General features: G+C 69.5%; 9 protein-coding genes. 6 read left to right on the forward strand and 3 right to left on the reverse strand.

Annotated elements, in window-relative coordinates:
- Positions 1–19 precede the first annotated feature (19 nt).
- Positions 20–685, reverse strand: coding sequence for an HAD family hydrolase (locus D7W81_RS35015; protein WP_120527701.1), 666 nt, complete (start codon positions 683–685; stop codon positions 20–22).
- Positions 686–788: 103 nt separating this feature from the next.
- Positions 789–1,781, reverse strand: coding sequence for an NAD-dependent epimerase/dehydratase family protein (locus D7W81_RS35020; protein ID WP_120559728.1), 993 nt, complete (start codon positions 1,779–1,781; stop codon positions 789–791).
- 380 nt (positions 1,782–2,161) lie between these two features.
- On the opposite strand from D7W81_RS35020, the gene D7W81_RS35025 reads away from it, so the two are divergent.
- The 6 genes from D7W81_RS35025 (at position 2,162) to hemH (ending at position 10,474) form a co-directional block, all read left to right on the forward strand.
- Positions 2,162–2,494 carry an SWIB/MDM2 domain-containing protein gene (locus tag D7W81_RS35025; protein ID WP_120559729.1) on the forward strand — a complete coding sequence of 111 codons (333 nt, stop codon included), beginning with the start codon at positions 2,162–2,164 and terminating at the stop codon, positions 2,492–2,494.
- Positions 2,495–2,681: 187 nt separating this feature from the next.
- Positions 2,682–5,789, forward strand: coding sequence for a malto-oligosyltrehalose synthase (gene treY, locus D7W81_RS35030; RefSeq protein ID WP_208721580.1), 3,108 nt, complete (start codon positions 2,682–2,684; stop codon positions 5,787–5,789).
- Positions 5,786–7,930: a glycogen debranching protein GlgX gene (gene glgX, locus D7W81_RS35035; protein WP_120559730.1), complete on the forward strand. Its 2,145-nt coding sequence runs from the start codon at positions 5,786–5,788 to the stop codon at positions 7,928–7,930. Before treY ends, glgX begins: the two co-directional genes overlap by 4 nt.
- Positions 7,931–7,965: 35 nt before the next feature.
- Positions 7,966–8,943 carry a TerC family protein gene (locus D7W81_RS35040; protein WP_120559731.1) on the forward strand — a complete coding sequence of 326 codons (978 nt, stop codon included), beginning with the start codon at positions 7,966–7,968 and terminating at the stop codon, positions 8,941–8,943.
- Between the two features lie 55 nt (positions 8,944–8,998).
- Entirely contained in the window at positions 8,999–9,382 is a 384-nt protein-coding gene (gene apaG / locus D7W81_RS35045) for a Co2+/Mg2+ efflux facilitator ApaG/CorD (RefSeq protein WP_120559732.1), read from the forward strand.
- Between the two features lie 24 nt (positions 9,383–9,406).
- Positions 9,407–10,474 (forward strand): ferrochelatase, encoded by a 1,068-nt coding sequence (hemH, locus tag D7W81_RS35050; RefSeq protein ID WP_120559733.1) that lies wholly within the window; start codon positions 9,407–9,409, stop codon positions 10,472–10,474.
- Here hemH and D7W81_RS42605 read toward each other — a convergent pair.
- Positions 10,449–11,419: hypothetical protein (locus D7W81_RS42605; protein ID WP_158621755.1), on the reverse strand; the 971-nt coding region annotated here is incomplete at its 5' end. The genes hemH and D7W81_RS42605 overlap by 26 nt on opposite strands.

Consider the following 11,419-nt stretch of genomic DNA (forward strand, 5'->3'; position numbering starts at 1 on the left):
GGCGGAAAGGGGTGGGGGGTTACTTCAGGTCCAGGATGGGCCAGTTGTACGCGCGCGCGAGCGAGCGCAGCCGCAGGTCCGGGTTCACCGCGGTGGGCCGTCCCACCACGGCGAGCATGGCGTAGTCGGAGGCGCTGTCCGAGTAGCCGTGGCACTGGTTGAGGGCCAGGCCCTCGCGCTCGCAGTAGGCGCGGATGGCGTTGGCCTTGTTGGCGCCTTCGATGATGGGCGGAATCACCTTGCCGGTGGCCTTGCCGCCCACGAACTGCATCTTGTTGGCGATGACGTCGTCGCAGCCCAGGTGCCGGGCCAGGGGGCGCATGGTGAAGTCCAGCGCTCCGGTCACCAACACGATGCGGCAGCCAGCACGACGCGCCTCGTCGATGAGGTCCTGCGTCTGCTCATACAGCGCCGGCTTGAGGACGTCCTCGAACATGTCCTCCGCGATGGTGACCAGCCGGTCCTCGCTGAGGCCCGAGTAGTAGCGGTAGAAGAACTCGTTGAAGGCCTTGCGGTTGACGGCATCCAGGATGCCGAACACCGGAAGCCCCAGGGCGGTCCCCAGGGTGCGGCCCGCGATGCCCCGGAGCGAGCCCCGGTTCGTCGCGTAATAGGCGTAGACGTGGACGATGTTCGTCCGGACCAGCGTCCCGTCGACGTCGAAGAAGGCGGCTTTGGCGGGCACTTTGGGGGGCATGGGCGGTCGGGCTTCCTCCCATCCTGGGGGGGGTGCGGTCAACGAAAGCGGACGGACCAGCGTGGCCTGCCGGCCCTTTGGGGGCATGGGTCTATAACCAGCCCTGCGCGCGATACCATTCACCACTGCGAGTGATGGACTCCGCCAGCCCACGGCGCGGACGGAAGCCCAGCAGGCGTTCGGCCTTGGCCCCCGAGCACGTCCAGGCCGGGGCCAGGAGCTGCCGCGCCAGCTTCCGGTTGAGGGGGAGCTTCCGGCCCGTCAGGCGCGTCACTCCGTCCGCCGCCGTGGCCAGGGCCGTCAGCACCGAGGGAGACAGGCGCCAGGTGCGCGTCTGGAACCCCAGCGCCCGGGCCCCCAGGTCCTGCATCTCCTCCAGGGTCAGCCGCTCCGGGCCCGCGCAGAAGAACGCCTCGCCCAGGGCCTCCGGCTTCTGGGCCAGGACCAGCAGCAGGTCCACCACGTCCTCCACGTCCACCAGGGACAGGGGACGGGGGCCTCCGGCCAGCTCCAGCCGGATGCCCTTCTTGCCCAGCTTGAAGAAGGTCAGGTTTTCCCGGTCCCCGGGCCCCAGGATGCGCGGCGGGCGGATCACCGTCACGGGCAGCCGGTCCTGGAAGGAGAACGCGATGCGCTCACCCTCCGCCTTGCTCTCGCCGTACCACTCATGCGGATGGAAGGCGTCCTCCTCCACATGGGGCCGCTCCGGGGTGGAGGGGCCGTGGGAGGCCAGGGAGCCGCACATCACCAGCCGGGGACGGGGCGTTGGAAGCGCCGCCATGGCCTCACAGATGAGGCGGGTGCCCTCCGCGTTGACGCGCATGAACTCGTCGCGCTGCGCTGCGCGGCGGATGCCGGCCAGGTGGAAGACGACGTCCACGCCCTTCACCGCGGGGGCCAGCGAACCGGGGTCCGTCACGTCGCCCACCACCCGCGTCCAGGGGTGGCCCTCCAGGGCCTTCTCCAGCTCGCGGGTGTCCGTGGTGGGGCGCAACAGGCATGAAACACGGTCGCCGCGAGCGGCCAGCGCCCGCGCGAGCCAGGTCCCCAAAAAGCCGCCGGCGCCAGTGATGAGGGCATTCATGGGTGCTGTTTCATCCGAAAAGCCACATCCCGTCCACCGCCGAAATGGGCCCCTTCTTCCTAGAGGAGGAGCGTGCTCCGGATGCCGACTTTCCGCCTCCGGACGCGTCGCGAGGCACAATCCCCGAGGGAAAACGGCCTCCGGAGCCGGTTTCTAGGGCTCCGGGCGCGTCGCGAGGGTTCCGTTCCCGAGGGAAGAATGCGCTGCGGGGCCGAGTTCTAGGCTCCGAATCCATCGCTTCGAGGAGCCCCAGAGGGAAAAAGCGCGCGATGGACGCTGTTTTTCGCTCTAGGCCGTGCTACTACGCGCCATCGGCTCTAGCTTGAAGATGCAAGCACGCCGTGCAACGTCCCCTTCGGAGGGGAGGAGACACAAGACGAATGGCCGCCAAGAAAGCCGCTGCGAAGAAGACCGCTGCTCCCGCCGCCAAGAAGGCCCCTGCCGCGAAGAAGGCCGCGGGCCGCAAGCCGAACGCCGCGTTCATGAAGGAGATGACGCCTTCTCCCGAGCTGGCGGCGGTCGTCGGTAACAAGCCGCTGCCCCGCACTGCTGTGGTCAGCAAGATCTGGGACTACATCAAGAAGAACAACCTCCAGGACGCGAAGAACAAGCGCCAGATCAACGCCGACGACAAGCTGAAGCCCATCTTCGGCGGCAAGAAGAACGTCACCATGTTCGAGATGACCGCGCTGGTGAACAAGCACCTGAGCTGAACGGTGCAGGGCCCGTCGGGGCCGTCGCCGGTCGCCCGAAGGACCCTGGGGGCTCGTCACGCATCGCGCGGGACGGGCCCTCCGCTTTTTCCCTGCCGTCCAGGCGCTCGCCAGGAGCGTTGAAAAGGGGGCGAAGGCGCATCTGCCTGCTGGCGGACGCGCCGCGTCGGGCCTACCTCTGGGCCCCATGTTCCACGACGGTTCCGAGGCAGGGGAGCGCTCCGCGAAGCAGGCGGACGCGGATGGCACGCACACGACGGTGGAGGCGCGGGCGGAAGCGCTCTTCGAGCAGGTGCGGCGCGAGCTGCGATCGCGCCGCGTCACGCCGCTGTCCACCTACCGGATGCAGCTGCACAAGGACTTCACCTTCCAACAGGCGAAGGCGCTGGTGCCGTACCTCGCCCGGCTGGGCGTGAGCGACTTCTACGCGTCGCCCTACCTCAAGGCCACGCCCGGCAGCACCCACGGCTACGACTGCGTGGACCACCAACGGCTCAACCCGGAGGTGGGCACGGCGGAGGACCACGCGGCCCTCTGTGACGCCCTGCGCGAGCACGGCCTGGGGCAGGTGCTGGACGTGGTGCCCAACCACATGGGCATCGAGCGCGACAACCGGCTGTGGCTGGACGTGCTGGAGAACGGCCCGTCCTCCATCTACGCGAAGTTCTTCGACGTGGACTGGCGGCCGGTGAAGGACGAGCTGGCGGACAAGGTGCTGCTGCCCATCCTGGGCGACCAGTACGGCATCGTGCTGGAGCGCGGCGAGCTGAAGCTGTCCTACGAGTCCGGCGCCTTCTACCTGCACTACTACGACCACCGGCTGCCGGTGGCGCCGCGCCAGTACGCGAGCATCCTCAAGCACGGCCTGGAGCGGCTGGAGAAGCAGCTGGGCGCGGAGTCGACGCACCTGGTGGAGCTGCTCTCCATCCTGACGGCCCTGGACCACCTGCCGCCGCGCACGGAGGTGAACCCGGCGAAGGTGATGGAGCGGCACCGCGAGAAGGAGGTCATCAAGCGGCGGCTGGGCGTGGTGGTGGCGGACAGCCCGGAGCTGGCGGCGTACGTGGAGGAGAACGTCCGGGTGTTCAACGGCACGCCCGGCAACGTGCGCTCCTTCGACATGCTGGACGCGCTGTTGCAGGAGTGCAGCTACCGGCTGGCGCACTGGCGCGTGGCGGGCGAGGAGATCAATTACCGCCGCTTCTTCGACATCAACGGCCTGGCCGCCATCCGCGTGGAGGACCCGGACGTCTTCCAGGAAGCGCACCAGCTCATCTTCGACTGGCTGCGCGACGAGCGCGTCACGGGCCTCCGCATCGACCACCCGGACGGCCTCTTCGACCCGACCGCCTACTTCCTGGACTTGCAGGAGCGCTTCTTCCTGGAGCGCGCGCGGGCCCGGTTCAGCGCGGAAGAAAAGCAAGGCGACGCGTCGCGCTGGCCGGAGGTGGAGACGCTGCTGCGCGCGAAGTGGCGGCGCGAGGTGATGGACACGCCGGACAGCCCGCTGCGCAAGGCGCTCTTCGTGGCGGTGGAGAAGATCCAGGGCGGCCGTGAGCGCATCCCGGACGCGTGGGCGGTGCATGGCACCACCGGCTACCGCTTCGCCAACGCGGTGAGCGGCCTGTTCGTGCACCCGGCCGCGGAGGCGCACCTGACGGAGACGTACGAGCGCTTCGCGGGCGGCACGCAGGACTTCGCGGAGCTCGTGTACCAGAAGAAGCTGCTCATCATGCGCGTGAGCATGGCCAGCGAAATCAACGTGCTGGCGCACGAGCTCAACCGCATCTCGGAGATGAACCGCCGCACGCGCGACTTCACGCTCAACAGCCTGAGGCGCGCGCTGGTGGAGTTCATCGCGCTGTTCCCCGTCTACCGCACCTACGTGGACGGCTGGCGCGCGGAGCTGGACGTGCGCGACGTGCAGTACATCGAATGGACGCTCCAGCGCGCCAAGGAGCGCAACCCCAACACCAACGCGTCCATCTTCGACTTCCTGCGCGACATCCTCCTGGGCCGCTACCCGGAGAACGTGGGGGACGACGAGAAGGCGGTGATGCTGAGATTCGCGATGAAGCTCCAGCAGGTGACGGGCCCCGTCATGGCCAAGGGCCTGGAGGACACCACCTTCTACATCTACAACCGGCTGGTGAGCCTCAACGAGGTGGGCGGCGAGCCGGAGCACTTCGGCATGCGCGCCCCCACCTTCCACCAGCGCAACCAGGAGCGCGCGGAGCACTGGCCGGCGAGCATGCTCACCTCCAGCACCCACGACACCAAGCGCAGTGAGGACGTGCGCGCGCGCATCAACGTCCTCACGGAGCTGCCGGAGGTCTGGCGGGAGCGGGCGCGCGCCTGGGCGGACCTGACGCAGCCCTTCGTCAGCCACCTGCCTTCCGGCCCCGCGCCGTCGTCCAACGACGTCTACCTCTTCTTCCAGACGGTGGTGGGCGCGTGGCCCATGGGCGAGCACGTGCCCGAGGCCGAGCTGAAGGAGTTCCACCGCCGCGTGCGCGAGTACATGGGCAAGGCCATCAAGGAGGCCAAGGTCCGCACGTCGTGGACCAACCCGGACGGCGCCTATGACGACGCGATGGCGCGCTTCGTGGACGCGTGCTTCGACCCCGCGAAGAGCGCGGCCTTCCTGGACGACGTGAAGGCCTTCAAGCGCCGCATCGAGCGCGCGGGCCAGCACAACGCGCTGGGACAGCTGCTGTTGAAGCTGGCCTCGCCCGGCGTGGTGGACACGTACCAGGGCTGCGAGCTGTGGGACCTGTCGCTGGTGGATCCGGACAACCGCCGGCCGGTGGACTACGCCCTGCGCGAGCGGCTGCTCGCGGCGCTGGACGACGCGGCGGCGAAGGACCGGCCGGCCCTGTGCGCGCGGCTGGCGAAGGACATGGACGACGGGCAGGTGAAGCTCTTCGTCCTGGCGGAATCGCTGCGGCTGCGCCAGAAGTACGCGGACCTCTTCCGCGGGGGCGGCTACGAGGCGCTGGAGCTGTCCGGGCCGCGCTCGCCTGCGGCGGTGGGCTTCGCCCGCACGCACGGTGACAGCGTGCTGATTGCCTGCGCGCCGCGTTACACCCTGGAGGCGTTGGAGTCCGGGGGGCTGGCGCAAGTGTACGACGGTACGTTCCTGGACCTTCCGGAGGCATATGCGGGCATGATGTTCCGCAATGTCTTCACCGGGCGCCCCGTCCGTCCCCAGCAGGGGCCGGGAGGCGTGGGGCTGGCCCTGGGGCCGCTCTTCGCGGAGTTCCCGGTGGTGCTGCTGGAGAGGAGCACTGGATGAGAAGGGCCGAGGTGCTTCCAGGGAAGCCGTTCCCCCTGGGCGCCACGTACGACGGGAAGGGCGTGAACTTCGCCGTGTTCAGTGAGCACGCGAAGAAGGTGGAGGTCTGTCTCTTCGACCCCGCCGACCCCACGAAGGAGACGCGCCGCTTCCCGCTGCTGGAGACCACGAACCACGTCCGGCACGGGTACATGCCGGGCGTGCACGCGGGCTGCCTCTATGGCCTGCGGGTTCACGGGCCGTATGAACCCAAGAAGGGCCTGCGCTTCAACCCGCACAAGCTGCTGGTGGACCCCTACGCCAAGGCGCTGCACGGCAAGGTGGACCCGAAGGCGCCCATCCACGGGTACGTGCACGGGGGCAAGGACGAGGACCTCGTCATGGACACGCAGGACGACGCCTGGGGCGTGCCCAAGGCGGTCATCCTGTCGGACGGGTTCGACTGGGAGGACGACAAGCGGCCCGAGGTCCCCTGGCACAAGACGGTCCTCTACGAAGCGCACGTGAAGGGGCTCACGAAGCTCCACCCGCGCGTGCCGGAGCACCTGCGCGGCACGTACGCGGGCCTGGCGCACCCGGCCACCATCGAGCACCTGAAGCGCGTGGGCGTGACGTCCGTGGAGCTGCTCCCCATCCACGCCTTCGTGGACGAGCCCTTCCTCACGCAGAAGGGGCGCTCCAACTACTGGGGCTACAACACGCTGGGCTTCTTCGCTCCGGACGCGCGCTACAGCGCGTCGGGTTCGCTGGGCGAACAGGTGTCTGAGTTCAAGGGGATGGTGAAGCTGCTGCACCGCGCGGGCATCGAGGTCATCCTCGACGTGGTCTACAACCACACCTGCGAGGGCAATCACCTGGGGCCTACGCTGTCCTTCAAGGGGCTGGACGCCGGCGCGTACTACCGGCTCAGCGAGAAGGACCCGCGCTACTTCATGGACTTCACCGGGTGCGGCAACTCGTGGAACGCCACGCACCCGTACGCGCTGAAGCTCATCGCGGACTCGCTGCGCTACTGGGTGGAGGTGATGCACGTGGACGGCTTTCGCTTCGACCTGGCGACGACGCTGGGGCGGGACCGGCACGGCTACGACACCCGCGCGGCCTTCTTTCAAATCCTCCACCAGGACCCCGTCCTGAGCCGCGTGAAGCTCATCGCGGAGCCCTGGGACGTGGGGGACTACGGCTACCAGGTGGGCAACTTCCCGGTGCTGTGGAGCGAGTGGAACGGCAAGTACCGCGACACCATCCGCCGCTACTGGAAGGGCGACGACCGGCAGGCGGCGGAGATTGGTTCCCGCCTGACGGGCAGCTCGGACCTGTTCGCGCTGTCCGGCCGCAAGCCCACGGCGAGCGTGAACTTCGTCACCGCACACGACGGCTTCACGCTGCACGACCTGGTGACGTACAGCCAGAAGCACAACGAGGCCAACGGCGAGGAGAACCGCGACGGCGCCAATGACAACCACGCCTGGAACTGCGGCGTGGAGGGGGAGACGAACGACCCCAAGGTGAACGCGCTGCGGGAACAGCAGAAGCGCAACTTCCTGGCGTCCCTCTTCCTGTCGCAGGGCGTGCCCATGCTGGTCGCGGGCGACGAGATGGGCCGCACCCAGAAGGGCAACAACAACGCCTACTGCCAGGACAACGAGCTGTCGTGGGTGAACTGGGAGCTCAACGAGAAGCAGCGCCAGCTGTTGGACTTCACCTCCCGCATCATCAAGCTGCGGCGCGAGCAGGCGGTGTTGTCCAAGCGCCGCTTCTTCCGCGGGGCCCACATCTGGGACAGCGAGCTGAAGGACCTGGCGTGGTTCCGGCCGGACGGCAAGGAGATGAAGCGCGAGGACTGGGAGAAGCCCTATGTGCGCTCCCTGGCCTTCCTGCTGGGCGGGGACGCCATCGCCACGCCGGACGACGAGGGCCACCGCATCGTCGGGGACACGTTGCTGGTGCTGCTCAACGCGCACCACGAGCCCATCACCTTCATGCTGCCCGCGCTGGAGTGGGGCGCGGACTGGGAGCTGGTGGTGGACACCGCGGCCACGGGGGAGTCCCTGCGCACGCACACCCCGGCGGGCGGCAAGGTCCAGGCGGTGGGGCGTTCCCTGGTCGTCTTGCGGCGGCCGGCGACGGAATGGGAGTAGCCGCCGGGCCCGTCCCGGAGTAGGCAGCGGGCGTGATGACCCACACACTCTGGCCCTGGGTGGCCTTCAACGTCTTCGTCCTGGCGATGCTGGCCCTGGACCTGGGGCTGTTCCACCGCAAGGAGCACGCGGTGTCGCCGAAGGAGGCGACGCTGTGGACGCTCGTGTGGGTGAGCATCAGCCTCGCGTTCTGCGGGGGCATCTGGCGCTACGGCGGCGAGGGCCCGGCGCTGGAGTGGCTGACGGCGTACGTCGTGGAGTACGCGCTGTCGGTCGACAACCTCTTCGTCTTCCTGATGGTGTTCGGCTACTTCCGGGTGCCGCCGCAGCACCAGCACCGGGTGCTCTTCTGGGGCATCCTGGGCGCGTTCGTGATGCGCGCGGGGCTCATCATCGCGGGCACGGCGCTGGTGGCCCGCTTCGAGTGGCTCATCTTCCTGTTCGGCGCGTTCCTCGTCTACACGGCCTCCAAGATGCTCTGGGCCAAGGACGACGGGGACGTGGACCCGGAGGCGGGCTTCATCGTGAAGATGTCCCGGCGCCTCTTGCCGGTGGCGCGCCAGGGGGACGGCAGCCGCTTCTTCGTCCACGAGGACGGCCGCCGCAAGGTGACGCCGCTGTTCATCGTGCTGATGGTGGTGGAGGCCACGGACCTGCTCTTCGCCGTGGACTCCATCCCGGCGGTGCTGGGCATCAGCAAGGACCCGTTCATCATCTACACGTCCAACGTCTGCGCCATCCTGGGCCTGCGCTCGCTCTTCTTCGTCGTCTCCAGCCTGATGGAGAAGTTCCACCTGCTGAAGGCCGCGCTGGGCGTCATCCTGGCCTTCGTGGGCGTGAAGATGCTCATCGAGCACTGGTACAAGATTCCCATCGGCATCTCGCTGGCGGTGATTGGCGGGTGCCTGCTGGTGGCCATCCTGGCGTCGCTGGTGTTCCCCAAGCCGCCGGAAGGGGAGAAGCCCGCTGCGGTGGCGGAAGCGGACAAGGCCCGGGAGCAGGAGCGCGGCTGACGGGGCTCCTGCGTTTCGCTTGCATCAGGCGGGAGTCGCTGCCAAGTCTCCCGCCATGTCCACCGTCACCACCGATGGCATCCGCGTCACCGTGGAGCCGACCTACTGGCCGGAGCGCAGCACGCCTGAGTCCGGGCAGTTCGCCTTCATGTACAAGGTGGAGCTCTTCAACGAAGGCTCGGCCCCGGCGCAGTTGCGCGCGCGGCATTGGGTCATCACCGACGCACAGGGGCACGTGGACGAGGTGAAGGGCGAGGGCGTGGTCGGCCGTCAGCCGCACCTCAAGCCGGGCGAACGGTTCGAGTACACGAGCTGGGCGATGCTGCGCACGCCGTTTGGCACCATGCGCGGCGCGTATGAGATGGAGCGCCCGGACGGCACGCGCTTCGAGGCGCGCATCGCGGAGTTCGCGCTCACGCTGCCGCACGCGCTGCACTGACAGGCGCCTCCGGAGACATCGCGCATGCCTGTGCCGACCACGAAGCGGGGACTGCTGCTCGTCAACCTGGGGACGCCGGACGCGCCTGAGTCCGGCCCGGTGCGCCGCTACCTGCGCGAGTTCCTCAACGACCCGCGCGTCATCGACGTCCACCCGGTGGGGCGCTGGTTCCTGCTGAACCTCTTCATCCTCCCTTTTCGCCCCGCCAAGAGCGCGGAGGCGTACCGCAAGGTGTGGACGAAGGAGGGCTCGCCGCTGCTCGTGTACAGCCGCGCGCTGGAGGCGCGGGTGCGGGAGCAGCTGGGGGGCGACTACGAGGTGGAGCTGGCCATGCGCTACGGCAACCCGTCGCTGCCGGACGCCATCGCGCGGCTGAGGGCGAAGGGCGTGTCGGAGTTCACGGTGCTGCCGCTGTACCCGCATGAGGCGGCGTCGTCCTCGGCGTCGTCGCTGGCGCGCACCTATGAGGTGCTGGCGGAGGGCTGGGACGTCCCCAACGTGCGCGCGGTGCCGGCCTTCTGGGACGACGCGGGCTTCCTGGACGCGTTCGCGGCGGTGGCCCGGCCGGTGATTGCCGACACGCGCGCGGACCACGTGCTGTTCAGCTTCCACGGGCTGCCGGAGCGGCACATGCGCAAGAGCGACCCGACGGGGCAGCACTGCCTGGCGTCCGCCGGGTGCTGCGACGCCATCACGGACGCGAACCGGCACTGCTACCGCGCGCAGTGCTTCGCGACGGCGCGGATGCTGGCCCAGCGGCTGGCGCTGCCGGAGGGCGGCTACACGGTGTCCTTCCAGTCGCGGCTGGGGCGCACGCCGTGGGTGAAGCCCTACACGGACCTGGTGCTGCCGGAGCTGGCGGCGAAGGGCGTGAAGCGGCTGGCGGTGATGTGCCCGGCCTTCGTGGCGGACTGCCTGGAGACGCTGGAGGAGATTGGCCTCCGCGCGAAGGAGCAGTTCGTGGAGGCGGGCGGCGAGTCGCTGACGCTGGTGCCGTCCCTCAACGCCCACCCGGAGTGGGTGGACGCCGTGGTGCGGCTGGTGCGCGCGTCGGACGGCCCGTCCGTTACGGCGCGGGCGGGGTCGCGGTAGGCGCGGGCGCTGCCGGGGCCTGGGGCGCTGCCGGAGCCTGGGGGGCGCTCACGGGCGTGAGGCGGGCCTGGTACGTGCCCACGGGCAGGTTCACGGCGGGCCTGGCGGGGCCGTTGAGGGCGGTGGACAGGGTGCCCTCCCAGGACCGCCACTGGCCGGCCTTCACCAGGAACTCGCCCTTGCCGGTGACCTTCACGGTGGCGCCCAGCTCGGTGCCGGGTTGCGGCGTCGTGGTGGGGGCGTCGGGGGCGTCAGCCAGCTCGTCGACGACCTCGGTGGCATGACCTTCGGCGCCGGGCTGGCGCGGGCCCTTCCTGGCTCCGGCCGGCATGGCGCGCGGGGCGCTGAGCGTGCCGCCGAACTGCTCCACGAGGTCGTACTCGAGCGTGGCCACCTGCTCGCCGTTGTCGCCCGGGGTGACGGAGACGAGCTTCACGCGGTTGTGGCGCTCGCCGCCGGGGGCGCGGCGGAACAGGGTGCCCAGGGCGTCCGGCGTGGTGAGCTCGGTGCCCAGGGACCACGTCTCGCCGGGGCGCACGGGGTCGCGCGGCAGCTCCAGCACCAGCGTGGCCAAGTTGCGCGCGGGGCCCTGGAGCCCGTCGATGATGAAGCCGCGGTCGCTGAAGGCGGCGTCCTCCGGCGCGCCGCCGCCGGGCGTCATGCGCAGGTGGCGCTCACCGGCTTTGTCCAGCTGGAGCACGTAGGTGTACTCGGTGGGGACGGGGCCATTCGCGGCGGCCTTGGGCGATGCCGCGGCGGGAGCGGCCTTGGCGCCCTTCTTCTTCTTGTCGGCCTTGCCGGGCTTCTCCGCCGGGGCGGACTCGGGGACGGGCGCGTTGCGGTCCAGCGCGAGGTCCAGGCGGAACGAGACGGGCACGTCCTGCACGAGGTTCCAGCGCAGCACGACGGCGTCCTTGGGGACGGCGGGCGCGGCGGGGGCCGGGG

The sequence above is a fragment of the Corallococcus aberystwythensis genome, from assembly GCF_003612165.1.
Taxonomy (GTDB): Bacteria; Myxococcota; Myxococcia; order Myxococcales; family Myxococcaceae; genus Corallococcus; species Corallococcus aberystwythensis.